Raw genomic sequence first — 23,669 nt, forward strand, 5'->3', positions numbered from 1 at the left:
GGCTCAGCCGTGGTGGCCCATGCCCGGCATGTCCATTCGCATCGGCGCGGGTTGCTCGCCGGGGGCGAGGACCAGGAATTGGCCCATCATGCCGTGGTCTTCGTGCAGCAATAGGTGGCAGTGGAACATGTACGGGTAGGTCGGATCGCTGTGCTGCGCGAACCGCATGGCCAGCCGGTAGGTGTATTGCGGCTCGGTGTAGAGGGTGTCCTTCCAGCCGGCCAGGGCGGGCGGCGGGGCCTGGCCGTCGATGTCGACCACTTGGAACTGGACGTCGTGCACGTGGAAGTTGTGCGGCCAGTTGTCGTTGTTACGGACCGACCACACCTGGGTGGTGTCGACCGGGATGGTCATGTCGATGCGGTTCATGTCCATGCGCTTTCCGTTGATCATGAACCACTTCAGTTCGAAGGTGTAATCCGGTTTCGCGCCCGCGGGGGCGAGGGCGGGGATAGTGGCGAGTGAGTTCGGCACGGGTGCAGCGGGTTTCAGGGTGTTCGCGGCCCGCAGCTGGAGGATGTCGAAAGTGTCGTCGAAGCCGAACGCGGCGGCGCGATCGATGTCCCGGCGCTGCTCGATCGGCAGTGAGCGCAACCTGATTCGCTCGTTGCCGCGCAGGTCCACCACCAGTTCGACGCGCTCGCCCGGGCTCACCTGGATCGTGCGCAGGGTGACCGGTGCGGTGAGCAGGCCGCCGTCGGTGGCGATGAGCTGGAAGGTGCGCTGGTCGTCGAAGGCCAGGTTGTAGATTCGGCCCGACGATCCGTTGAGAATGCGCAGGCGGACCCGGTCGGTGCGCACGTCCAGATGCGCACCCGTGATGCCGTTCACGACTATGGTGTCGCCGAGCAGACCGACGTCGGTCGGATCCGATTCGTCCAGTGCGCCGTCGGCGGTGAAGCGCCGGTCCTGGATGACGAGCGGAATGTCGTCGACCCCATACTCTTTCGGGAGATCGAGGGCGTCTGTCGTCTCGTCGTCGACGATGAACAGGCCCGAAAGTCCGCGGTAGACATGCTTTTCGGTCGCGCCGTGCGGATGCGGGTGGTACCAGAGCATGGCGGCCTGCTGGTCGATGGTCCACGCCGGTGACCAGGTGCCGCCGGCCTCGATCGTCTGATGCGGGCCGCCGTCGAACCGAGCGGGCAGGTGCATGCCGTGCCAGTGCACCGTGGTCGACTCCGGCAGAGAGTTCCGGATGGTGAAGGCCACCGATTCGTGGCGCGCGGCGCGCACGGTCGGTCCGAGGATCGCGCCGTTGTAGCCCCAGGTGGGGGTGTGCGTGCCCGCGCGGATTTCCGAGGTGCCCTGCTGGATGTCGAGGGTGAAGTGGCGCACGCCGTCGGCTCCGACCGTCGAGGAAGCGAGCGGCGGTATCGGGAGGGGCCTGGTCGTCGCCGACCCGGGGATCGGTGCGCCCGGTCGCGCCACACATCCTGCGGCCAGCGGCACTATGGCCAGTCCGGCGAGGAAGCCTCGTCTCGAGACCACGTTTCTACTCCTTCGATCGACGTCCTCTCCAGCTTCGATTGCCGATGGGTTGCGGAGATCGTCCGCAGAGCCGCCTTTCGGCGGGTGTGACTCCGCCCGCGGACCCTTGTGGCGGAGGATTCGAGGTGCTAGTAGAGCTCGCGGCATCGGGAGTGTCCGGTCGCGGTGAATCCGCCGTCCCCTACCGTTGACGTGTGATGGAGATCCAGTTGCGGCGTGATGTGCGGCTGGTCGTGCGTTGCCTGCCGCTCGTGCTGGTCCCGGTGCTGCTGGTGGCGAGCACGTTCCCCGGGCAGTATCGGGTGCCGTGGAGTTACTGGGTGCTTGCCATGGTGGCGAGCGGGCTGTTCGTGGTGGGGAATCGGTGGCCGCTGGCCGTCTCGGTCGCGCTGTCGGTGCTCGCCGTTCCGATGTTCCGCACGCCCGCGTGGGGGCTGTCGGGGCTGGTGCCGTTCCTTGGCGCGGTCGCCTTGGTCGAGGTGGCGATGCGGACTCGGCAGAACGGGCGGGTGGCGTTCGCGGCGGGGTGCTGGGCGCTGGCCGTCGTGCTCGGGCGGTGGGGTATTCACGACGCGTCGCTGTGGGGTGCGGCGACCGTGGTCGAGGCGGGGACCTACGTCGGTGTGCCGTTGTTGCTCGGGCTGTACCTGCGCGGGCAACGCGATCTGGCGGCGAGCCTGTACCTGCGCGCCGCCGACGCCGAAACCCGCAGGGCCGAAGCGGAATCGCGCACCCGGGCGGCCGAGCGCAGTGCCATGGCGCGCGAGTTGCACGACCTGATCGCGCATCACATGGCCTCGATCGTGCTGCGTGTCGGCATCGCCCGCCACGTGGTGGCCGATCAGGATCCGCGGGTGAACGCGGTGCTCGACGACGTGCGGGACACCGCCGCCGACGCGCTCGCCGACATCCGCCGGCTGCTCGCCGCACTGCGCGATCCCGCGCTCGGCGAGGTCGCGCTGGTGGACGCGGACGCCGTGCGCACCGAGATCTCGGCGGCGGTGCGCCGGGTCGAGGTGGCCGGGTTCACCGTCGAGGCCGACCTCGCGCCGGATCTGGGCGGACTGGACGCGATCGGCAGGCTCACCCTGCTGCGGTTGGTGCAGGAATCGCTCACCAACGTGATGAAGCATGCCGACCGCGAGGTATCGGTCCAGGTCAGCGTGGTTCGTCGGAGCGGGGGGATCGCCGTCCAGGTGCGCAGCGGCGTCGGCCGGTCGGGCTCGAACCCGGCCGGGCACGGCATCATCGGCATGCGCGAACGAGTCGAACTCGCGGGCGGCACCTTCGCCGTCGGCGCCACCGCGCGAGGATGGGAAGTCGACGCCTGGCTACCCGGCGTCGCCACCCTGACCGAAGCGGAGGCCGCGCAGTGATCACCGTCTTGCTGGTCGACGATCAACGCCTGGTCCGCGCCGGCCTGCGCATGCTCATCGAATCCACCCCCGATTTCGCGGTCGTCGGCGAGGCCGCCAACGGCATCGAGGCCATCCGCCTGAACGCCGAACTGACCCCCGACCTGATCCTGATGGATCTGCGCATGCCCGGACTCGACGGCGTCGCCGCCACCGAGCAGATCGTCGCCGCCCGGCCGAGCGCAAAAGTCTTGGTACTCACCACCTTCGACGACGATGACCACCTCTTCCCCGCCCTGGCCGCGGGCGCCACCGGCTACCTCGTCAAAGACACCGCCCCCACCGACCTGCTCACCGCCATCCGCCGCACCGCCGACGGCGACCTCCTCTTCTCCCCAACCCTCATGCGCCGCTTGGTCTCCCGCGCCATCGAAACCCGCCCCACCCCGAAACCCCCAGCCCCCCAACCCACCCTCACCCCCCGCGAACACGAAGTCCTCACCCTCATCGGCGAAGGCCTCAGCAACCAAGAAATCGCCACCCACCTCCACCTCGGCGTAACCACCATCAAAACCCACGTAGCCAACCTGATGGACAAAACCGCCTGCGACAACCGAGTCCGCCTAGCCGTCTACGCCCACAAACTCCACTGAGACCTATTCGTTAACGGTTTATTTGCTGGGGTTGGGGCGGCGCTCCGGGGGATGGCGGGTGCGGGGGGAGTGGGGGTGGGGTCTGTAGGTTTTCGGGGGATCCGTGCTGGTTGGGGTGCGGAGGGACTTCGGGGATGGAGGCGTTGACGTGTTCACTACCAGGCCGACATTGCGGGGGGCGTTCGGGATGGTGTCGTCTACGCATTGGCTTGCTTCGCAGGCGGCGATGGCGGTGCTGGAGGGTGGGGGGAACGCGTATGACGCGGCGGTGGCCGCGGGGTTTGTGCTGCATGTGGTGGAGCCGCATCTGAATGGGCCTGCGGGGGAGGTGCCGATGATTCTCGCGCCGGTGGGGGCGCCGGTGCGGGTGTTGTGTGGGCAGGGGCCGGCTCCGGCGGGGGCGAGTGCGGCGCACTATCGGGGGCTCGGGCTGGAATTCGTTCCCGGGACCGGTCCGCTGGCGGCGGCGGTGCCCGGTGCGTTCGACGCCTGGATGGTGTTGCTGCGGGATTACGGGACAAGGTCTTTGGCGGAGTTGCTCCGCTTCGCGATCGGGTATGCGGAGGACGGGCATCCGCCGGTTCCGCGACTTCAGCAGCAGGTGGAGAGCGTCCGGGAACTCTTCACCACCGAGTGGACGTCCTCTGCGGAGGTCTATCTGCGTGACGGCACGCCGCCGACACCCGGTGTGCTGTTTCGCAATCCGGCTCTGGCCCGGACTTGGCGGCGACTGATCGAGGAGTCCGTCGCCGAGGGTGGTGGCGATCGGGTCGCCGAAATCGAAGCGGCACGCCGTATCTGGCGCTCGGGGTTCATCGCCGAGGCGATGCTGCGGCAGTCGGCCCGGCCCACCCTCGACACCAGCGGCGAGCGGCACGTCGGCACGCTGACGGCGGCGGACCTGGCCGACTGGTCGGCGACCTACGAGGAGCCGACCACCTACGACTGGCGTGGCTGGACGATCTGCAAGGTGGGCCCGTGGAGTCAGGGGCCGGTCTTCCTGCAACAGCTCGCCCTGCTGCCCGAGGACCTGCCCGCCTACGACTCCGCGGACTACGTTCATCTGCTCATCGAGGGCTGCAAGCTGGCAATGGCCGACCGCGAGGCCTGGTACGGCGACGTCCCCGATGTGCCGGTGTCCGTACTGCTTTCGCCGTCGTACAACGCGCAACGCCGCGCGCTGATCGACGCGAAGGCGTCCTACGCACTGCGCCCCGGCAGCCCGGACGGGCGCCCGCCACTCCTCAGCTCCCACATCGCCGGCTCGGCTCCGGCGTCCGAAGCGACCGGCGCCGGCGAACCCGCACTCGCGAGCGCCGGTGAAACACGAGGCGACACCTGCCATTTCGACATCGTCGACCAGTGGGGCAACATGATCTCGGCGACCCCGAGCGGCGGTTGGCTGCAATCCAACCCGGTCATCCCCGAGCTCGGCTTCCCACTCGGCACCCGCCTGCAGATGGCCTGGCTGGACGAGGGATTGCCGAATACCCTTGTGCCAGGCCGCCGTCCGCGCACCACCTTGACGCCCACGCTGGCGCTGCGCGACGGCGTTCCGGTCCTGGCCTTCGGCACCCCCGGCGGCGATCAGCAGGACCAGTGGCAACTGCACTTCTTCCTGTCCGTCGCCTACGGCGGCCTGGACCTGCAAGCCGCGATCGACGCGCCGAACTGGCACAACTCGTCGTTCCCCGGCTCGTTCTATCCGCGGGACATGGAACCGGGCCACGTCGTGGTGGAGTCGAGGATGGACGAGTCGGTCATCGACGACCTGCGTAGTCGCGGCCACGACGTCACCGTCGGCGGCGCCTGGTCGGAGGGCCGCCTGTGCGCGGTCGCCCGCGATCCGGAGTCGGGTCTGCTGTCCGCGGCGGCGAATCCCCGTGGCATGCAGGGTTACGCGGTCGGCCGCTGATCCCGCGACCGCACGGTGCGGGCGGTCCGGATCCGGCGATCCCCACGAGCCCGGGTCGCGGCCGCCATCACCCGGGTCAACGCGTCGGCCTCGAGCAGCGTCGGGTCCACGCTCGGTCCGCCGTACCGGAACAGGTCACCCGCGACCAGCGTCGCGATGCGCGGTTCACCCAGGCTGGCCGCGGCGAACGCGTAGACCGGGACCCGTTTCGGCAGGATCAGGCCGAAGTCGATGGCCCGGGCCGCACGCCCTTCGTCGGCGAGCAACTGCTGAATCGAGTAGCCGTGCAACGGATATCGCCGCGGGAAGACATTGCGCAGATCCAGGAACAGCCCGACCGAACTGCCGCGCGGATCGGCGACGCGCGGACCGAGCCGGGCGAAGCGGCCGAGCGCCAGGCCGGGGCATTCGATCAGGGCGTGGGTGAACAGCACCCGGGCCAGCGTCACATTGATCATGAGTCGTTCGACATCCAGCTCGGCCTCGGCCAGCGACTGGTTCTCCAGGTAGCCGGAGACGATGCTGAGGTTGTGCGCGCGGTACCAGGTGATCGGCGACGGCGCGGCGAGAAACCGCTGCCATAGTCGCGCACCGGGTGTCGAGGCGTCGCCGTTTCCGTCGAGCAGCTTGGCTTCGAGTTGGTCGTGCAGGAGGCGATCGTTGATCGCGCGCCACCAGGGGCTGCCGGAGGTGGGGTGCAGGACGCCGCGGGTCAGTTCCCAGCGCAGAAAGGTCGATTCGGCGCGGGCATAGGCGCTGAGCTGTGGCGGGTAGCAGCTCTCGGTGAGCGTCAACCGGTGATCGGGGTCCGCGTGCGCGGCGCCGACCTGTTGCGCGGCAAGCTCGCTGGCACGATCGGGGTTCATCGTCGCTCACTGTACCGACGCGGCGCGGAGTCGGCTGGGCACGCGAACGCGGTCGGTGTTGGCTTACTTCTGCGGGGCCGAGATCTCCAGTTCGCGCAGGCCGGGATGTGCGGCCGGGTCCGCGGCGGCGATGTCGAGCCGGATGTAGCGGGCGGCGATCGGACTCGCGGTAGTGCCGGTTGCCGGGTCGATGGCGACGGTCGTCCAGGTCTGGTTGTCGCGGGACACCGAGACGGTGGCCGCCGGCGCGGGATCCGACCAGCGCGGAAGTATCCGGCCCACTGAGGTTTCCGCGCCCAGATCGACGGTGAGGGTGCCGCGGTCCGCGTCGGGCGCCCAGCCGGTGGCAATGCTGCCGTCGACGGCGGCCTCGGCGTATCGACCGGGCTCGGCCGAACTCGCGGAGACGGACTTGCAGCGGGCGAGGTTGTCGGTGGGTGCCAGGTCCGGCCGGCGGGTCTTGACGATCAGCGGATGGTCACGGCTGACCAGCTGCGTGCCTGCGGGGGTCCGGACCTGCATCGCCGCCCCGTCTTTCAGCGTGATCGTGGTGTTGTCGAGTCCCAGCTCTGCGTCGAAAGTCCTTCCCTGCCAGTGCATGCCGCGAATGTTCAACCCGGAGCTCAGTTCCGGCGGCAGGGTCGGATCGATGCGCACCTCGTCGGCCCGCAACCGCAACCCGAGCAACCCGTTGGTGAACGTTTGCAGGAATCCGCCCGCCGCGGTGACGAAGGTGAAGGCAGGCGCTCCGGCCAGCGCGTCCTTGACGCCCGCCTTATTGCCGCGGGCCTCCGCGAACTGGCCGAACGGCGCACGCTCGAACGGCCGGACCGCTCGTTCGAGGTAGGTATCCGTCGCGCAGCCGGGTGCGTCGATCGCCGCGGCGTCGATGGCGTGCACCGAGTCGGTCATCGCGGGGCCGTCCGGATCGGTGCGCTCGGCGTAGTAGCTGAGCGTGTTGCTCGAAACTGCTTGCGACATAGGCCATTCCAGCGGATAGATCAGCAACACGGTGTCCGCCTGCTTGATCGGCGTCCCCGCGTAGCCGTCGTACTGGGCGAAGATCTGCCGCGCCGGATCGAAGGGCATGCGCAGGTGGTCGGCGATCGCGGTCCACTCGGGCGGGGCTGGCTCGCCGAGGATTTCGGCGGCGCGGGCCGCATTGCGCAGTGCCAGTGCGGCTACCGCGTTGGTGTAGACCCCGTCCTTGACGCCATTGCTGTATTCGTCCGGGCCCGCGACATTCTCGATCGAGTAGCTGCCGTCCGGATTCGGCGTCACCCGGGATGCCCAGAATTGGGCCAGGTTCCGCATGATCGGCCAGCTGCGGCCGCGCAGGTAACCGGTGTCGCCGGTGGCGAGGAAGTACTGCCAGGCGGCGAGGGAGATGTCGCCTTGCAGATGGATCTGGGTGAGGCAGTGCGGCGGATCCCAGCTGTGGCATTCCGCAAGGGCGCCACGGCTTTCGCTGGTCCAGGGATAGAACGCGCCACGGTAGCCGAGCTGTTGGGCGTTCGCCTGCGCGGCGGGAAGGGTCTTGAACCGGTACTCCACCACGGATTTGGCGAGATCGGGCGCCATCTGGAGCAGGCCGGGGAACATCCAGATGTCCGCGTCCCAGAACACCGCTCCCGCATAGTTGTCGCTGCTGAGGCCGACGGGCGAAATGCTGTTGTCCTGTTGGGAATTCGTGCTCGAGTAGAGCGAGTAGAGCGCGCCGCGCGCCCAGGTCTGCAAGTCCGCGTTGCCGGGCGCCTCGATGTCGCCGCGCCACAGCGCGCGCCAGGCCGCCGCGGTGCCCGCCAGCAGTTCCGGCCAGCCCTTGCTCGCCGCCCGCTGCGCCGCGTCGTGCGCCGCGGCCACCGGATCGCGGGCGGTGAGCGCGGTGTCGACGCCGACGAATTTGGTTACCTCGTAAGTCCTTCCGTCGCGCACGGAGAGGTGGTTCTGCTGGCTGATGGTGAGATCGCGCGCCGGGGCGGGCTGCTGCGAATTCCCGGTGCTCAGCACCGAAGCCACCGAGCCGACGACGCCGGTGCCCTCGGTGCGGAACCCGACCTGGATATCGCCGTCGCTCGCGCCGCCCTCGGTCTGCGTCATCCGGCGGGCGCCCGCGCCGTCGAGCAGGTCGGTCACGGTCAGCTCGCCGGACCAGTGCGGCACCAGCGTCAGATGCACCGCGCCCACATGCTGATCGACGCGATCGGTGACGACGTCGTACACCAGGTCAGTGGCCTTGCCATCGCGGCTGGTCCAAGTGAGCTCGGTGCGCACCAGCCCACAGCGCAGGTACTGCGTCTGCTTGAAGTTGGTGATCCGATCCGCCGGCGTACTCGCGGAGTACGTGTCGTCACCGACGCCGACGGAGAGCGCGGACCAGTTCGGGATCGCAGCGGCGACCTCACGATCGTCGGCCAGCCCCGGCGTGTGCCCGTACAGCCCGGCGACGAACGCGCCGTCATAACGCGGCGTGTACAACGGCCAGCCGCTCATCTCGCCGGTCAGCGCGTAGCCCATACCGCGCGGCGGCACCCGCAGCCCGAGATAGCCGTTGCCGACGAACGGATGCTGCTCGAACGCGGCGTCCACGTCGGTATTCGACGCCGACCATCCCGGCGCGGACGCGGCATCGTCGTCCGGGCACACCGGCGCGGCCGCGTCCCGCGAAGCATGCCGGACGGCGAACACGACCCCGCCGGCCACCAGGGCGACGGCCACGACGAACGCGATGCCGATCAGGACTTCGGTGCGAGAACGCAAGCCGTACCTCCATGTGACGCATGGACGATCGTGTCGTGCTCGGCTACCCGGCCCGACTTCCATGCGACCACGACCCGGGACGGTCCACCAGAAGCCATCCTAAGATCGACTGCGATAACCGCAGCTATGGCGTTGTCCGAGCGCGCGCGAGCATCACGGCGTGGCGGTGCGGGCGTTCGGGTCGAAGCCGCCGGGGATTTCGTAGACCACACCGGTGAAGGTGGCGCCGAAGAGGCGGCCCGCAGAGAATCCGGTAGTACCGCGGCCGTAGGTGAGCACGCTGGTCATCGGGTTGCCGCCGCCGAGAACGCAGTACTGGTTCGGGGCGTCGATCCGGATGACCTGGCCGGCCGTATTGAGCGGGACCACCGGGCGATCCAGCGAGTCCAGGGTCAGGCCGTCCGGTGCGGCGAGCGCATCCGCGCCGCCGAGGTCGAGCAGCGACTGCGGCGCGCCCGGGTTGGCGGTGGGGATCCGGCTCACTCCCGGGTTGACGAATGTCCTGCTGACGTACAGGTATTCGTCATCCCTGCCGAGGACCGCGCCGTTCGCGCTGGGGAACGAGGTCCAGTCGGCCTGGACCGCGCCGTTCGGGTAGACGCGGCCGACCAGACTGCCGAAGTCGTTGGTGGCGTAGATAGTTCCGTCCTGCGCGACATCCATGCCGTTGGCGGCGCTGAGCCCCGCGGCGACGGGGCGGACCGCGCCGGTGTCCGGGTCGAGCTCGATGATCCCGGCGTGGCGCAGCGAGTCGCCGACGAACGACCGCGCGTCCGCGCCGTAGCCGACCAGCAGCTTGTCGTCCGGGGTCCAGGCCAGCGCGCCGCCACCGCCGCTCGGCACGGTCGCGATCGGGACCGGCGCCGCGCCCGGCGCGTCGATCCGATACACCCGGCCGCTCGCCAGGTCCGTTGTATAGGCCCGCCCCCGGGCATCGACGGTGAGCCCTTCCAGCGCGCCCGGCAGGGTCGCGGCCACCAGCGTCGGCTGGCCCGCGCCGCCGCACACCGGCGCGGCGCTCGCCGCGGGCGCGGCAACCGCCGACAATGCGGCGAAGGTCAGTGCCGCCACGGCGACCGTGGCCTTGTCCATGCTGGTCATTGCACACCTCGGCTGTCTCTGGTGGGTGCGATTCACCGGGAATCGCCGAATCGGGGGCTGAGCCTGTGCAGTATGCGCTCGTAGCGGGGGAGAACGAGGCAACATCGGTGGTGCTGGCGTGGCCGACCGGTGAGACGATCAGCGGCGCACCGGTTTGCGCTCGGCCGGATCGCCGAAGAAGCCGCGCGCAACGGAAAATCGAACTTCACCGTGCACGCCGTTGTCACCGATTCCGCCGGCGTCGTGGTCACGGAGACCGAGGGGCTTTATCAACTGCGGGCGCTCGGTAAGTAGCGCATTGCCGCCTGGTCGATCACGAATGATTGACGCTTGAATCGAGGCGTGCACAGCGAAGTTCTCATTCCTGTCCCGCTCAGTGGGACGTCGACGGGTCCGCATGCGACCGATGACACAATTCGAGAGTGATCTCGGGCACATAACGTAACAATTACCGTTTGCCTGGACGATTCTTTTTGCCTGCTCGAGATGCATAAACGGCATAACCCTCGACTATCGGTTAAGCAATGGCTCCGTGATCACGGCGTGATTCGTGGCGACTTCTTCGCTACCGTCGCCGGAGCCCGATCGATGACGGGCTCGAACTCGAACCGCTGAATGCCGGCGACCCTGTCCCGCGGTTGGAGGATCCCCGACACACCTGGGGGCAGGGACACGGCGAGCAGGTGCCGTGCCGGTGGGCGCAGGCAGGAATCCCACATGTCGCATAACCGCAAGTTCAGCACCCGCGTCCTCGGCTTCACCGCCGCCCTGGGCGCCCTCGTGGCCGTCCCGTTCGGCCTGTCCACCGCCACCGCGTCGGCCCACGACTGGGACGCCGTCGCGCAGTGCGAGAGCGGTGGCAACTGGGGCATCGAGACCGGCAACGGGTTCTCCGGCGGTCTGCAGTTCACCCAGAGCACCTGGTCCGCCAACGGCGGCACCGGCAGCCCGAGCAACGCCAGCCGCGCCGAGCAGATCCGCGTCGCGGAGAACGTGCTCGCCACCCAGGGCCCCGGCGCCTGGCCGGTCTGCGGCGCATACCTCTAAAGCGCCACCGGCGCCTACCGTGAATCACGGTAGGCGCCGGGCTATTTCGGGGCGACCGATCGATCGATGCAATGGCTTGATTTCGATACGGTCAACTCCCGATGGCAGCCTTTTTCGTAGTACCCGAATTCAATGCGCCCAGCGAGCGCGCAGGAATTTCATCCCACGAATCCGAACTAGAACACGTTTCGGTCTCGTGTCGCGAAATGCCTGCGGGTGGTGATGCCGATCACTAGCCTGTTGCCACCCGGCTCGTTCGTGCCGGCTCGCTGTTGAGCCGGACGAGATGCCGTGGCTAGAAAGGCATCTCGACCATGAGTTCGACCACGACCGCAGCCCCGCCGACTATTCTCACCGGGCTGTGGCAGCGCAAGCTTCCGCACTACCCCGATACCCCCGCCCGATCCTGGTATCTGACCGTTGTCGTCATCGCCTCGATCGCGCTCTACTACCAGTTGTTCGTCACCGGCGCGGTGGGCAATGAGCTGATCGCCTATTTCCACCTGTCGTTCGCCTACTTCGTCTGGATCTTCATCATCGGCGCCGCGTTCGGCGCGGCCGCCTCGGTGCTGGCCGGGGTGCTCGACCGGTGGGGCCGGGCCAACATCGTCGCCTACGGCGTGGTGATCTGCTCGCTGCTGACCCTGTTCGCGGTCCCGGCGACCACCACGAAGGAGCAGTACCTCTTCGTCTACGTCGTGGTCAGCATCGTCGAGGGCGCGGTGCTGGTGGCCACGCCCGCGCTGATCCGCGACTTCTCCCCGCAACTCGGCCGGGCCTCCGCGATGGGCTTCTGGACCCTCGGCCCGGTGATCGGCGCGCTGGTCACCACCGGCATCTCCACCCGTACGCTGGATTCGCACCCGGACTGGCAGTACCACTACCGGCTGTGCGGGGTGATCTGCCTGGTCATCGCGGTGATCGCGGTGATCGGCCTGCGCGAGCTCAGCCCGCGGCTGCGCGACCAGATCATGGTGTCGCTGCGCGATCGCGCGTTGATCGAAGCACGGGCCCGCGGACTGAACGTGAGCGAGCTGGAAAAGGGCCAGTGGCGGCAGATGCTGCGGCTCAACATCGTCGGCTCGGCGCTGGCGATCAGCCTGTTCCTGGCCTTCTTCTACACCATCGTGTCCTTTCTGCCGGTCTACATGGCGACGAACTTCGGCTTCAGCCCGGCCAAGGCCAACGCGCTCGGCAACTGGTACTGGACCGCCAACGCGGTCGCGCTGGTCGCGGCCGGGATCGCCTCGGACTATCTGAAGGTGCGCAAGCCGTTCATGATCGCCGGGGCGCTGATCAGCATCGTCGGCATGTATCTGTTCATCGGGTACACCGATGAGCCGGGCACGGACTACTACACCTTCGCCTGGGTGTTCGTCATCATCGCGGTCGGCACGGGCATCGCCTACTCGACCTGGATGGCCAGCTTCACCGAGACCGTGGAGGAGCGCAATCCGGCGGCGACCGCGGTGGGGCTCGCGGTGTGGGGCGGCACGTTGCGCAGTGTGGTGACCGTCGTGTTGTTCGGCTTGCTGGTGGTTGTGAACGCGGCGGGCCCCCTGGTCAACTTCGGTCCGCGACTGCAAGAGATCCAGGCGCAGTACGGGCCGCAGCTGGCGACGATTCAGCAGGTCGGGCCGGAAACCCTTGCGGCACTGGGCAAGAACCCGAACGATCCGGTCGCTCAGGTGACCGCGCTGAACAAGCTGACCGGAGCGTCACCGGCCGAGATCCAGACGGCGTTCGGGCTCACCACCCGCTACCGCGAGGAACTCGCGACCTTGCAGGCCATCGAACCGGCCACCCAGGCGGCGCTCGCCGCGAACCCCAGCGACGGGAACGCCGGGCTGGCGGCGGTCGGGCAGGTCGCCAAGAAGTTCGGCATCCCGGTGGATCAGGCGATCGCCCGGCTGACCGCCGTGCAGCAGATCCCGCCCGCCGACCTCGCGATCCTCGGCACCGTCGGCCCGAAACTCGCGCAGGCGGGTGCGCAACTCCAGGCGGTCGGCACCATCCCGGCCGAGGATCAGGCATACCTCGCCGAACACGGCAAAGAGGTGCAGCAGGCCAAGGCCGACTCGCCGCAGCAGTGGGAGCGCTGGTGGTGGATCTGCCTGCTCGGCCAGGTCGCGTTCCTGCCGTTCGTCTTCCTGATGGCCGGGCACTGGAACCCGAAGAAGGCGGCGGCCGAGGCCGCGGCGCACGACCGGCTGGTGCAGCAGGAGCTGGCGGAACTGACGCCGCTGCCGGCCGAGCGGTAACCGGCGGGCTACTCGATGCCGAGGGTGACCTCGGTCGACTTGATCAGCACCTGCACCCGCACGCCGTCGGCGAGTTCGAGGTCGTCGACGGCGTCGCGGGTGATCGAGGAGGTGATCTCGTCGCCGCCCGCCAGGCGCACGCGGACCACGGCCATGGCCTCGCCGCGGGTGACCGAGATGACGGTGCCGTCCATTTGATTGCGGGTGCTCAGTCGCATGTCGGCGAGCATACGCAGGGCAAACCCGGCACCGCGGGATCGGCGCGCGGCGTCTACCGGGGAATGGCGGACGGCAGCGGGTGGTCCGGCTCGAGCGCGGGCAGGCCGTCGAGGCTGGCCGAGTTGTCGCCGGCGATGCGCCGGGCGAAGTCGTCGTCGGTGCGGCGGCGGTGCAGCGCGTCGAGCACCGGGCGTTCGTCGACGAGTTCGAGGTAGGGCACCGAGTAGCCGCAGGAGTCGGCGATGCGGTCGATCTCGACCACGATGGCCGCCCGGATGCCGGGGTGTTGCAGGCCGAAATGCGGTCGCAGCGCGTCGAACTCGGCGGAGTCGGGGCGGATCACGCGGCCGGTGCCGAACAGGCGCAGGATCTTCGAGGTGCGGGTGAACGAGCAGAACATGATCGTGATGCGCCCGTTTTCGCGCAGGTGGGCAATGGTTTCCGCGCCGCTGCCGTACAGGTCGAGGTAGGCGATGGTGCGGTCGTCGAGGATCGCGAAGGTGTCGCGATACCCCTTGGGGGACAGGTTGACTCGTCCGCCTTCGACCGGTGCGGTCGCCACGAAGAACATCGACTGCTCCTCGATGAACTTGCGTAGCGCCTCATCGAGGTGCGGGAAGACCTTCGCCATCAGGGCCCCTTTCTCGGTCGTCCCATGACAGGACTCCTGAGGGGAGCGTAACTCCGGGGAGGCGTCGCGATGGGCGGCTGAGGCTCAGATCACGCGCGCCAGAGTTGGTCGCCCGCGCGGGAGATCACGATGTTCGGCACCACCGCGTTGCGGGACAGGCGGGTGAGAGCGAGGACGAGTTCGGCGATGTCGCCGGTGCTCAGCATGGCCGACTGGTCGAGGACGTCGCGCTTCCAGGCGGTCATGTCGGTGTCGACGTAGCCGGGGGAGATGGCGGTCGCGCTGACGCCGTTGGCCGACTCCTCCAGCGAGACGGTTTCGCACAGCGAGATCAAGGCGGCCTTGGTCGCGCCGTACGCGGCCAGACCCGCCTCGCCGGCGACGCCGGTGATGGAGGCGAGGGCGATGATCTTCGCGCCGCGCCGCGGATCGTCCTGGGCGCTCTTGCGCAGCAACGGAAGTGCGGCCTGGATGAGGGTGATGGGGGCGCGGAAGTTGACGTCGAGCATGCGCTCATAGGTCTTCACCGGCATGTCGGCGACGGCGCCCGCGGTGCCGGTGCCCGCGCTGAGGACGAGGGCGTGCAGGCCGTCGAACCGATCGGCGTGGGCCTGGACCAGGGCGCGGACCTGGTCCAGGTCGTTCATCTGGGCGACAACGGGATTCACCTCGACGCCGGTCTCGTCGCGCAGGCGGGCCGCGGTCTCGTCGAGCACGTCCTGGTTACGGGCGGCGATGGTCAGCTGGAAGCCCTCCTCCGCCAGCCGACGGGCCACCTCGGCGCCGATGCCGCGCGAGCCGCCGGTGACGAGGGCGCTGCGGATCGTCATGCGAGGCTTTCCAACCCGGCGTCCAGCAGCAGCGGGACGGCCGCGCCGATGGTGGCGAATCCGTCGCCGACCGTCTTGCCGGCGAGGAAGCGCTGGTGGATGCCCTCCGCGATGACCGCCAGCTTGAAGTAGCCGAGCGCGCGATAGAACGACAGGTGGTCCAGGGGGTAACCCGTTGCGGCGGCGTAGCGTTCGGCGATCGCGTCGACGGACAGGAAGCCCGGATTCGCGCTCGGTGCGTGCCGGACGCCGAGCACCGGCTCGCAGCGGTCGTCCCAATAGACCTGGAGCAAGCCGAGATCGGCGAGCGGGTCACCGAGAGTGGCCATCTCCCAGTCGACTACGGCGGCGATCGTGCCGAAGTCGTGGCGGTCGACGATCGTGTTGTCCAGGCGGTAGTCGCCGTGCACGATGGTCTCGGCCACCTGGTCCGGCAGTGCGGTGCGCAGTGCGCCGGTGAGCTGGTCGAGGGCGGCGAGTTCACGGGTGGCGACCCGGTCCCACTGGCCGCGCCAGCGTTTGACCTGGCGGGCGAGATATCCGGCGGGACGGCCGAATTCGGCGAGCCCGACCGCGGTGTAGTCCACCGCGTGCAGCGCGGCCAGGGTGTCGATGAGCGCTTCCGAGCAGGCGCGCGCCTGCTCGGTGGTGAGGGCGGCGGTCTGGTCGCCGTCCTGGAGGACGTGGCCGTCGACGAAGGAGACGACGGCGAACGGCACGCCGATCACCGCGGTGTCCTCGCACAGCGCGATCGCCTGCGCGACCGGGACATTCGTGTCCTGCAACGCCGCGACGATGCGGTATTCGCGGGCCATGTCGTGCGCGGTGGGGGTGAGCGGGCCGAGCGGCGGGCGGCGCAGCACCCAGTCGTTCGTCCCGTCGTTCAGCCGGTAGGTGAGGTTGGATTTGCCGCCCTTCAACAGCGCGGCCGTCAGCGGGCCCGCGGTCTGCGGGACGTGTGCCTCGAAATACCGTTGCAGCGCGGGGAGATCGAGGCCGGCCAGGGCCGCCGTCATCCGAGGCGCTCGATGATGGTGGCGTTGGCCAATCCGCCTGCCTCACACATGGTTTGCAGGCCGTAGCGGCCACCGGTCTGCTCGAGATGATTGACCATGGTGGCCAGGATACGGGTGCCGGAGGCGCCGAGGGGGTGACCGAGGGCGATCGCGCCGCCGCGCGGGTTCAGTTTGGCGAGATCCGCGCCGAGTTCGTGCTGCCACACCAGCGGCACCGGGGCGAACGCCTCGTTCACCTCATAGGCGTCGATGTCGTCGATGCTCAGCCCCGCGCGTTCCAGGACCTTGCGGGTCGCCGGGATGACGGCGGTGAGCATGAGCAGCGGATCGTCGCCGACCACGGAGAAGGAATGGAAGCGGGCGCGGGGACGCAGGCCCAGCTTGTTCGCCGCCTCCTCGCTCATGATCAGTGCGGCCGAGGCGCCGTCGGTGAGCGGAGAGGAGTTGCCCGGCGTGATCGACCATTCGATCTCCGGGAATCGTTCGGTGAACTGATCATCCACGAACGCGGGCTTCAGCCCCGCCAATCCCTCGGCGGTCGTCGCCGGGCGAATGGTCTCGTCCGCGGTCAGGGTGCCTGCCGCGACCAGCTCGTTCGAGAACCCGCTTGCCGCAGCCGTTTCCGCGGCCAGCCGATGCGAGCGAGCGGCGAACTCGTCGAGCGCGACCCGGTCGAACTTCCACCGGGCGCTGATCACCTCGGCCGCGATCCCTTGCTGCACAAGCCCTTCCGGATACCGATGGGCCAGCGGCCCCTGATTCGCGTCCTTGCCCTGCGCGTTGGAGAACATCGGCGCCCGGCTCATCGACTCCACACCGCAGGCGATGGCGATGTCATAAGCCCCCGAGATCACGCCCTGCGCCGCGAAATGCGCCGCCTGCTGGCTCGACCCGCACTGCCGATCCACCGTCGTCGCCGGCACCGACTCCGGGAAGCCCGCCGCCAGCGCGGCCGTCCGGCTGATATTGAACGCCTGCTCCCCGGCCTGCGTCACGCACCCGCCGACCACGTCGTCGACCAGCGCCGGATCCAGCTCGCTGCGCGCCACCAACTCCGACAACACCCCGGCGAGCAGGGTGGCCGGATGCACCCCCGACAACCCACCCCCGGCCTTCCCCTTGCCCGCCGGGGTACGAACGACATCGACGATGACGGCGGACCTCATAGCCCTCTCCGATCAGCTAAGTTAGTTGCGATTCTCATCTAAGTTAACACGGATTCGCTACCGGGCGGCACGGGAATGCCCGGTCCACCCCGAGACCGTGCATTCGTACTGAACCCGGGGCGCGAGTCAGGCCGGATAGGTATGCGTTTCCGTGGCTTTCACGGCGGCCCACAGTCGCAGGCCCGGCCGGAGGCGTAGATCGGCGACGGTGGCGGGGGTGACGTCGGCCAGGACCGGCGGGGCGCCGTCGAGGCGGAGGCGGATGGTGTGGGCGTGCTGCTCGATGCCGGCGATGGTGACCGGCCAGGTGTTGCGCGGGCTGCCGGTGGGGTGCTCGAGGTGCAGGCCGACGGCGGTGGGGGAGAACGCGATGTGCACCGGGCCTTCGGCGGGTTCGGCGGCGGTGAGGGTGCCGCCGGTGTCGAGTTCGACGGTGGTGCCGTGCGCGGTGCCGCGATAGAGGTTGAGGCCCACCAGGTTTGCCACGTAGTCGGAGCGGGGGCGGTGGGCGACCTCGCTCGGGGAACCCTGCTGGACGACGACGCCGTTTTCCAGGATGACGAGGCGGTCGGCCAGCACCATGGCATCGAGCGGGTCGTGGGTGACCAGCACGGTGTGGCCGGGGTAGTCGGCGAGGTGATGGGCAAGGTCGGAGCGCACGCGCAGGCGGGTGCTGGCGTCGAGCGCGGCCAGCGGCTCGTCCAGGAGCAGCAGGGCTGGGTCGGTGGCGAGGGCGCGGGCGAGGGCGACGCGCTGGGCTTGGCCGCCGGACAGGGCTCGCGGTTTGGCGTGCGCGTGGTCGGCGAGCCCGACCTGATCCAGCCATTCGGCGGCGCGCGCTCGGGCGGCGGTGCGGCGCTGTCCGCGGGCGCGCAGGCCGAACGCGACGTTGTCCAGCGCGCTCAGGTGGCCGAACAGCAGGTAGTCCTGGAAGACGACGCCGACCTCGCGCTGTTCGGCGGGCACGAACACCTTCGGCGGTGCGTCCCAGGTCTTTTCGCCGATCCGCAAGCTGCCGCCGGTCAGCGGCGTGAGCCCGGCGAGCGTGCGCAGCGCCGTGGTCTTGCCCGCGCCATTGGGTCCGAGCAAGGCGACGACTTCACCCGCCGCCACGGACAGTTGGATATCGAGCTCGAATCGACCTCGGGTAACGCGCAATTCCGCGTCGAGGGTCATACCGCGCCCCGAATCCACCGCTCGCGCAAGGCGACCAGAACCGCGACCGACACCGTGAGCAATACCAGGCTGAGCACGATCGCATCCTCCGGATCGGCTTCGAGCGCCAGGTAGACCGCCAGCGGCATGGTCGTCGTCTTGCCGGGAAAGTTGCCCGCGAACGTGATGGTGGCCCCGAATTCGCCGAGCGCCCGGGCCCAGCACAGCACCCCGCCCGCCACCACGCCGGGCAACACGGAGGGCAAGGTCACCCGCCGGAAGGTGAGCCACCGCGACGCCCCCAGCGTCGCCGCCGCCTCCTCGAACCGCGGATCCGCCGCTCGCAGCGCGCCTTCCACCGAGATCACCAGAAATGGCATCGCCACAAAGGCTTCCGCGACCACCACACCGGCCGTCGTGAACGGCAGTGAGACGCCGAACCATTCGTACAGATACCGGCCGAACAACCCGCGCCGGCCGAGCACCAGCAGCAGCGCCACGCCGCCGACCACCGGCGGCAACACCAGCGGCACGGTGACCAGCGCGCGCAACACCCCGCGCCCCGGCACGTCGCCGCGCGCGAGCAGCCACGCCAGCGGCACCCCGAATATCAGGCAGAGCACCGTCGCGAGACTCGCGCACTCCAGCGAAAGCCGCAGCGCCTGACCGACTTCGGCGTTCAGCAGCCGATCCGGCAGGCCCCGCCACGGCGCCCGCCACAGCAGCCCGATCAGCGGCACGAGCAGAAACGCCAGCGCGCACAGCGCGGGCAGCACCAGAACGAGCGGTCGCCTTCCCTGTGCTGCCCGTCGCCGCGGCACCCGGGTCACGGGGCGTCGAATCCCGCCTTGGCGAACACCGTCTTCGCCTGATCGGACTTCACGAACTCGACGAACGTGGCGGCCGCGGCCGAGTTCGGCGCGTGCGCCAGCGGCGCGACCGGGTAGTCGTTGATCGCCTTGGCCGCCTCGGGGAAGTCGATGCCCTCCACCTGGGCGCCGGCCGACAGCACGTCGGTGCGGTACACCAGCGCGGCGTCGACCTCGCCGAGCTTGACCTTGGTCAGCACCGCCTTCACGTCGGCCTCCCTGGTATCGGGCTGCGGGTTGACGCCCGCGACCTCGAACACCGTCTTGGCGGCGGCGCCGCACGGCACCTGCTCGGCGCACAGCGCGATCTTCGGCTCGGTCTTGCCGAAGTCGGCCAGGCCGGTGATGTGGCCGGGGTTGCCCTTGGGCACCGCGATCTCCAGCCGGTTGCGCACGAAGGTGACCGGTGCGCCGGTCACCTCGCCCTTGTCCTGCACCTGCTGCATGTTCTTCGGCGCGGCGGAGGCGAACACGTCGGCGGGGGCGCCCTGGTTGATCTGCTCGGCCAGCGCCGAGCTGGCGCCGAAGCTGTAGACCACCTTGACGCCGGGGTGCGCGGCCTCGAACTGCTTGCCGAGTTCGGTGAAGGTCTCGGTCAGCGAGGCCGCGGCGAACACCGTGACGGTGCCGCCGAGCCTGTCCGTGCCCGCGGGCGCCGCTTTGTCGTCGGAGCCGCAGCCGACCAGGGTCAGCGCGGCCACGCCGGCCAGGGCGGCGGCACTCAGCGAACGAATCATTTTCGACCTCATCAACTTTCCGGAATCTCGACTACGACATGTGTCGACTTGACCGACGCCACCGCGACGCTGCCGACCTCGAGCCCGAGCTCGTCGACCGACTCCCGGCTCAGCAGCGAGACCAGCCGGAACGGTCCGGCCTGCATCTCGACCTGCGCCATCACGGTGTCCTTGAGCACCCGCGTCACGATGCCGCGCATCCGATTGCGGGCGGACGCGGCCACGGTGACGCCCGGTTCCGGGGTCTCCGCGGTGGCCTGGAGGAATTCGGCCAGCTCCCGGCCGCGCACGCCCTTGCGCCCGTTGCCGAGCTGGATCGCGGTGAGCTTGCCCTGATCGATCCATCGCCGCACGGTGTCGTCGCTGACTCCCGCCAGCACCGCCACCTCACTGATCCGCAAATTCGACACGATTGGCAGTTTATTGCCGTATCTGCGGAAAGCAAGGGGCGATCGTCGGGCGGCGCGGCGGGGCGTCGCCGGCCGCGCAGGGCTTGCGGCGGTCGGGTGGAGGTGACCGTCAGACGCGGGGCCGCCGGATTCTTCCGGTCTGTGCCTGCTGTGATTGCTGGGGCGGAATTTCCGGTGAACTCTCTCACAACGAGCGCACGCCGAAGCATGGGCAAAATTCCATCGGGAAGCACATAAATGCCTGCTGGCCATAACTTTTCGCGCCGAATCCGGGGAATCGGGCCGTGCCGTATTTCACCGATCGAACAGTTGAGCACGCTCCGCGATCACTACATTGGAAGGGATTTCGCAGTCCCATCTGATGGAGGAATTTCGGTGCCGATTATCGATCTGGGTTCGTCAGCGTTGAATCTCGCGAACGTCGTGACGTCCATTGCCGCCAACATCACCTACCTGTTGCAGGCCTGGCACGTCATCTAGTCGACCCCGTGACCCGGCGGCGTCGCGGCCTTCGCGTCGGCCGCCGGGCACAGGCGATGGATCGTCAACGCCGCCGCGAGCAGCCGGGAATCATGCGGCTCGGTGGGATCGATACCGGTGAGTTCCGCGATGCGGCGCAGGCGATAGCTGAACGTATTGGGGTGGACGTGGATCTCGGCGGCGGCCGCTTTGCGGTCGGATCCGTGGCGCAGATGCGCGTCGAGCGCTTCGATCAGATGGGGGCTCGGCAGGATCGGCGCGATCCGTTCGACCAGTCGCTCCCGCGCGGGGCCCGGCCGGGTGAGCTGGTGTTCCAGTAATAGATCGTCGAGCCGGTAGACGCCCGGCGGTTTGCCGAGCAGGCGGGCCAGTTCGGCCAGATCGGTCGCCTCGTGCGCGGTCTGTGGCACGGATTCCCTGGTGACCGAACGATATTCGGCGATGAACACCGCGACGCCGAACTGTTCGGCGAGTTCGGCGGCCAGTTGTTCGTAGCGCTGCTCGGCCGGGTCCGCGTCGGCGACGTCCGGCAGCAACGCGATCCCGGTCGAGCCGTCGAACGTGGCCAGCGCGGTGGTGCCGGTGCGGCCGTCCAGGGCGCGTTGCAGGATCCTGATCCGCCGCCTGCTGATCAGCGTGGCCACCGTGCTCGGCTGCTCGTCGTGGCGAATGTGGATGGCCAGTACGGTGTATCGCTCGGCCAATGCCGTATCCGCCCGCGCGGCAAGCTCTTCGGCGGGCAACCCGCCGAGTAGCGCGGCGCACAGCGCGCGCCGGGCCTCGCGTTCGGCGTTGTAGATCGACTGCTCGACCTCGGTGTAGGTCTCGACCACGGTGATGTTGATGTGCATCAGCAGGTCGAGCAGCCGGCCGCCGATGACGGTCAGGTCGTGCATCTCCGCCGTCGTGGCCAGCGCCACCGCCTCCTGCAGCACCGATTGCGCCGAGCCGTGGATGGCCTCGATCAACAGCGGCAACGGAATTCGGTCCTCCGCGTGCCGTTGCGCGACCGGGACGACGAAGGCCGCGACCTCGGCCCTGGTGAACTCGCGCTGCTCGCCGATGGCCTGTAAGACCGCTCGGCCGCACGCGTAGATCGCGGGCAGCACCTCGGCGGTGAAGTGACCCTTCGGCAGATCCGCGGCGGGCCGGGTGGCGCCGAGTCCCGCGGCCAGCATGCGTTCGGAGATCTGCGGCCAGCGGGTGAGCAGCCGGGTGACCAATGGTGCGTTGCCGGTCGGCGGGGAAAGGGCGAGGGACATGAGCCGATTGTTTCCAACGACAGGTTTTGCGGCAAGGTAACCGGCACATCGGCCGGAACTTTGGCTCGGACAACAACTTCCCGCTCGGATTCTTCTCCCCGGCGTGCAGTGACAATGGCATCGGGGCGGCCATAGATTCGACCTGTCCCGATATGGTGCGCATCACATTCGAACGGTGATGTGGCGCGGGAAACACGGTGCGGCGGTCGGCAATTCAGGTCCCGGACGCGCAAATCGCTGGAATGGGAAGTGAACTGAATGTTTGCAATGACGCAACACGCCAAGCGGGCCGTCTGTGGTGCCGCGGTGATCGCCGGGTTGACCGTGGCGGCGGTCCTCGGTTCCGGTGTGGCGGGCGGTGATCCGCGCATCGATCCGACGGAGCAGTCGCTCGCCGATGCCATCAGTGCGGGACTGGTGCCGGCCGCCGACGGCCGGCAGCCGCGGGCGGTAGCGGATTCCGGCAGCAGTCCGGGTCTCAGCCATGCCTCCGATGCGCTCGGCGAGGGGCCGGAGATGTCGGCGTATCTGGCGGCGTTCGCTTACGGCCTGACGCACCCCGACGCCGCGCCGCCGGGCGCGAATCGCTGGAACTGCGTCCCGACCGCCGAGCATCCGCGCCCGGTGGTGCTGTTGCACGGCACCTGGCTCAACGCCTATGACAGTTTCGCTTACCTCTCGCCGCGCTTGGCGCGCGCCGGATTCTGTGTGTTCGCTTTCAATTTCGGCCGTTCGGGGCTGCTCGACGGCGGCGGTCTCGGGCCGATCCTGCCCGGCCGCTACGGCGTCGGGCGGATCGAGGATTCCGCGCGGCAGCTCAGTGAGTTCGTCGACCGGGTGCGGGCGGTGACGGGCGCCGAGGCGGTGGACATCGTCGCGCATTCGCAGGGCGGGACGGTGGCCGATCAGTACCTGAAGTTCGACGGTGGCGCGGGCAAGGTGCGCAAGCTGATCTCCTTCGGCGCCACCTATCACGGCACCTCGCTGCTGGGCATCGCGACGCTGGGGCGCATGATCAACAATCTCGGCGTCGACATCCTCGGCTTCTATCAACCGATTGTCGGGTACGCCAATATCCAGCAGGCCGTGGGCTCGTCGTTCTACGCGACCTTGAATGCGCAGGGGGACACCGTGTCCGGCGTCGACTACACCTCGGTCGGTTCGCGCCTCGACCAGGTGATGAATCCCTACGACTGGTCGTTCCTGCGGGCCGGACCGGGTGCCACGGTGGACAACATCACCCTGCAAGCGGGTTGCGAGCAGGATCTCTCCGACCATCTGACGATCATGTATTCGCCGCGCGCGGCCTCCATCGCGCTGCACGCGCTCGATCCGGTCGCGTATCCGAACCTGGAGTGCGCGTTCAACCCGTGGTTGATCGGCGGCGGTGGCGGTCTCTGAGCGCGATCCGGTGACGAAGAATCGGCGCGCGAATTGTCCTCCGC

At 68.8% G+C, this 23,669-nt stretch carries 20 protein-coding genes and 1 pseudogene; 7 read left to right on the top strand and 14 right to left on the bottom strand.

Annotation, left to right across the window (positions count from 1 at the left end; all coding sequences use genetic code 11):
* Positions 1–3: 3 nt before the first annotated feature.
* The gene (locus F3087_RS42465; RefSeq protein WP_223885776.1) at positions 4–1,491 is read right to left on the bottom strand and encodes a multicopper oxidase family protein; all 1,488 of its coding nucleotides are present in this window, start codon (positions 1,489–1,491) and stop codon (positions 4–6) included.
* A 197-nt stretch (positions 1,492–1,688) separates the two neighbouring features.
* Here F3087_RS42465 and F3087_RS42470 point away from each other — a divergent pair, with 197 nt between their 5' ends.
* The 3 genes from F3087_RS42470 to F3087_RS42480 all read left to right on the top strand — a co-directional run bounded on the left by F3087_RS42470 (position 1,689) and on the right by F3087_RS42480 (position 5,414).
* Positions 1,689–2,867 carry a sensor histidine kinase gene (locus F3087_RS42470; protein WP_150407901.1) on the top strand — a complete coding sequence of 393 codons (1,179 nt, stop codon included), beginning with the start codon at positions 1,689–1,691 and terminating at the stop codon, positions 2,865–2,867.
* Positions 2,864–3,499: a response regulator gene (locus tag F3087_RS42475; protein WP_150407860.1), complete on the top strand. Its 636-nt coding sequence runs from the start codon at positions 2,864–2,866 to the stop codon at positions 3,497–3,499. The genes F3087_RS42470 and F3087_RS42475 overlap by 4 nt, the downstream gene beginning before the upstream one ends.
* Positions 3,500–3,647: 148 nt before the next feature.
* Entirely contained in the window at positions 3,648–5,414 is a 1,767-nt protein-coding gene (locus F3087_RS42480) for a gamma-glutamyltransferase family protein (protein ID WP_150407861.1), read from the top strand.
* On the opposite strand, the gene F3087_RS42485 is transcribed toward F3087_RS42480, so the two are convergent.
* The 3 genes from F3087_RS42485 to F3087_RS42495 all read right to left on the bottom strand — a co-directional run bounded on the left by F3087_RS42485 (position 5,396) and on the right by F3087_RS42495 (position 10,141).
* A complete protein-coding gene (locus F3087_RS42485; protein ID WP_150407862.1) occupies positions 5,396–6,280 on the bottom strand; it encodes a hypothetical protein in 885 nt (294 codons plus the stop codon). The two genes, F3087_RS42480 and F3087_RS42485, sit on opposite strands and share 19 nt — an antisense overlap.
* A 63-nt stretch (positions 6,281–6,343) precedes the next feature.
* Entirely contained in the window at positions 6,344–9,040 is a 2,697-nt protein-coding gene (locus F3087_RS42490) for a discoidin domain-containing protein (RefSeq protein ID WP_150407863.1), read from the bottom strand.
* A 153-nt stretch (positions 9,041–9,193) separates the two neighbouring features.
* Positions 9,194–10,141 (bottom strand): SMP-30/gluconolactonase/LRE family protein, encoded by a 948-nt coding sequence (locus F3087_RS42495; RefSeq protein WP_223885777.1) that lies wholly within the window; start codon positions 10,139–10,141, stop codon positions 9,194–9,196.
* A gap of 129 nt (positions 10,142–10,270) precedes the next feature.
* Here F3087_RS42495 and F3087_RS47015 point away from each other — a divergent pair, with 129 nt between their 5' ends.
* The 3 genes and pseudogenes from F3087_RS47015 to F3087_RS42510 all read left to right on the top strand — a co-directional run bounded on the left by F3087_RS47015 (position 10,271) and on the right by F3087_RS42510 (position 13,449).
* Positions 10,271–10,435: a hypothetical protein gene (locus F3087_RS47015; RefSeq protein ID WP_223885778.1), complete on the top strand. Its 165-nt coding sequence runs from the start codon at positions 10,271–10,273 to the stop codon at positions 10,433–10,435.
* A gap of 423 nt (positions 10,436–10,858) precedes the next feature.
* Positions 10,859–11,185: pseudogene (locus tag F3087_RS42505) on the top strand (transglycosylase family protein); the annotation flags it as partial.
* 317 nt (positions 11,186–11,502) lie between these two features.
* Complete coding sequence (locus F3087_RS42510; protein WP_150407865.1) at positions 11,503–13,449, top strand: MFS transporter; 1,947 nt, start codon at positions 11,503–11,505, stop codon at positions 13,447–13,449.
* 8 nt (positions 13,450–13,457) lie between these two features.
* Here F3087_RS42510 and F3087_RS42515 read toward each other — a convergent pair whose 3' ends face one another.
* The 10 genes from F3087_RS42515 to F3087_RS42560 all read right to left on the bottom strand — a co-directional run bounded on the left by F3087_RS42515 (position 13,458) and on the right by F3087_RS42560 (position 22,224).
* Positions 13,458–13,667: a TOBE domain-containing protein gene (locus F3087_RS42515; protein ID WP_150407866.1), complete on the bottom strand. Its 210-nt coding sequence runs from the start codon at positions 13,665–13,667 to the stop codon at positions 13,458–13,460.
* A 53-nt stretch (positions 13,668–13,720) separates the two neighbouring features.
* The gene (locus tag F3087_RS42520; protein WP_150407867.1) at positions 13,721–14,299 is read right to left on the bottom strand and encodes a pyridoxamine 5'-phosphate oxidase family protein; all 579 of its coding nucleotides are present in this window, start codon (positions 14,297–14,299) and stop codon (positions 13,721–13,723) included.
* 89 nt (positions 14,300–14,388) lie between these two features.
* Positions 14,389–15,129 carry an SDR family NAD(P)-dependent oxidoreductase gene (locus F3087_RS42525; RefSeq protein ID WP_150407868.1) on the bottom strand — a complete coding sequence of 247 codons (741 nt, stop codon included), beginning with the start codon at positions 15,127–15,129 and terminating at the stop codon, positions 14,389–14,391.
* Positions 15,126–16,145 carry a phosphotransferase family protein gene (locus tag F3087_RS42530; RefSeq protein ID WP_150407869.1) on the bottom strand — a complete coding sequence of 340 codons (1,020 nt, stop codon included), beginning with the start codon at positions 16,143–16,145 and terminating at the stop codon, positions 15,126–15,128. Before F3087_RS42530 ends, F3087_RS42525 begins: the two co-directional genes overlap by 4 nt.
* Positions 16,142–17,311 carry a thiolase family protein gene (locus F3087_RS42535; protein WP_150407870.1) on the bottom strand — a complete coding sequence of 390 codons (1,170 nt, stop codon included), beginning with the start codon at positions 17,309–17,311 and terminating at the stop codon, positions 16,142–16,144. The genes F3087_RS42530 and F3087_RS42535 overlap by 4 nt, the downstream gene beginning before the upstream one ends.
* Before the next feature lie 126 nt (positions 17,312–17,437).
* Positions 17,438–18,487 (bottom strand): ABC transporter ATP-binding protein, encoded by a 1,050-nt coding sequence (locus F3087_RS42540; protein ID WP_150407871.1) that lies wholly within the window; start codon positions 18,485–18,487, stop codon positions 17,438–17,440.
* Positions 18,484–19,296 carry a molybdate ABC transporter permease subunit gene (gene modB / locus F3087_RS42545; protein ID WP_150407872.1) on the bottom strand — a complete coding sequence of 271 codons (813 nt, stop codon included), beginning with the start codon at positions 19,294–19,296 and terminating at the stop codon, positions 18,484–18,486. The genes F3087_RS42540 and modB overlap by 4 nt, the downstream gene beginning before the upstream one ends.
* Positions 19,293–20,072: a molybdate ABC transporter substrate-binding protein gene (gene modA, locus F3087_RS42550; protein ID WP_150407873.1), complete on the bottom strand. Its 780-nt coding sequence runs from the start codon at positions 20,070–20,072 to the stop codon at positions 19,293–19,295. The genes modB and modA overlap by 4 nt, the downstream gene beginning before the upstream one ends.
* 11 nt (positions 20,073–20,083) lie before the next feature.
* A complete protein-coding gene (locus F3087_RS42555) occupies positions 20,084–20,482 on the bottom strand; it encodes a TOBE domain-containing protein (RefSeq protein WP_150407874.1) in 399 nt (132 codons plus the stop codon).
* A gap of 476 nt (positions 20,483–20,958) precedes the next feature.
* Complete coding sequence (locus tag F3087_RS42560) at positions 20,959–22,224, bottom strand: PucR family transcriptional regulator (protein ID WP_150407875.1); 1,266 nt, start codon at positions 22,222–22,224, stop codon at positions 20,959–20,961.
* Positions 22,225–22,491: 267 nt separating this feature from the next.
* Here F3087_RS42560 and F3087_RS42565 point away from each other — a divergent pair, with 267 nt between their 5' ends.
* Positions 22,492–23,625 carry an esterase/lipase family protein gene (locus F3087_RS42565; protein ID WP_150407876.1) on the top strand — a complete coding sequence of 378 codons (1,134 nt, stop codon included), beginning with the start codon at positions 22,492–22,494 and terminating at the stop codon, positions 23,623–23,625.
* Positions 23,626–23,669 lie beyond the last annotated feature (44 nt).

Origin of the sequence: Nocardia colli, assembly GCF_008704205.1 — a bacterium.
Taxonomy (GTDB): Bacteria; Actinomycetota; Actinomycetes; order Mycobacteriales; family Mycobacteriaceae; genus Nocardia; species Nocardia colli.

What these genes read in the sequence shown, in the direction of transcription:
- F3087_RS42560 (WP_150407875.1), bottom strand. Translation starts at nt 22,224, where the DNA reads ATGTCCCTCGCCCTTTCCCCGCCGACCGGCAACGCACCATTGGTCACC.
- F3087_RS42470 (WP_150407901.1), top strand. Translation starts at nt 1,689, where the DNA reads ATGGAGATCCAGTTGCGGCGTGATGTGCGGCTGGTCGTGCGTTGCCTG.
- F3087_RS42495 (WP_223885777.1), bottom strand. Translation starts at nt 10,141, where the DNA reads ATGACCAGCATGGACAAGGCCACGGTCGCCGTGGCGGCACTGACCTTC.
- F3087_RS42565 (WP_150407876.1), top strand. Translation starts at nt 22,492, where the DNA reads ATGACGCAACACGCCAAGCGGGCCGTCTGTGGTGCCGCGGTGATCGCC.
- F3087_RS42485 (WP_150407862.1), bottom strand. Translation starts at nt 6,280, where the DNA reads ATGAACCCCGATCGTGCCAGCGAGCTTGCCGCGCAACAGGTCGGCGCC.
- F3087_RS42515 (WP_150407866.1), bottom strand. Translation starts at nt 13,667, where the DNA reads ATGCGACTGAGCACCCGCAATCAAATGGACGGCACCGTCATCTCGGTC.
- F3087_RS42510 (WP_150407865.1), top strand. Translation starts at nt 11,503, where the DNA reads ATGAGTTCGACCACGACCGCAGCCCCGCCGACTATTCTCACCGGGCTG.
- F3087_RS42525 (WP_150407868.1), bottom strand. Translation starts at nt 15,129, where the DNA reads ATGACGATCCGCAGCGCCCTCGTCACCGGCGGCTCGCGCGGCATCGGC.
- F3087_RS42535 (WP_150407870.1), bottom strand. Translation starts at nt 17,311, where the DNA reads ATGAGGTCCGCCGTCATCGTCGATGTCGTTCGTACCCCGGCGGGCAAG.
- F3087_RS42520 (WP_150407867.1), bottom strand. Translation starts at nt 14,299, where the DNA reads ATGGCGAAGGTCTTCCCGCACCTCGATGAGGCGCTACGCAAGTTCATC.
- F3087_RS42540 (WP_150407871.1), bottom strand. Translation starts at nt 18,487, where the DNA reads ATGACCCTCGACGCGGAATTGCGCGTTACCCGAGGTCGATTCGAGCTC.
- modA (WP_150407873.1), bottom strand. Translation starts at nt 20,072, where the DNA reads ATGATTCGTTCGCTGAGTGCCGCCGCCCTGGCCGGCGTGGCCGCGCTG.
- F3087_RS42530 (WP_150407869.1), bottom strand. Translation starts at nt 16,145, where the DNA reads ATGACGGCGGCCCTGGCCGGCCTCGATCTCCCCGCGCTGCAACGGTAT.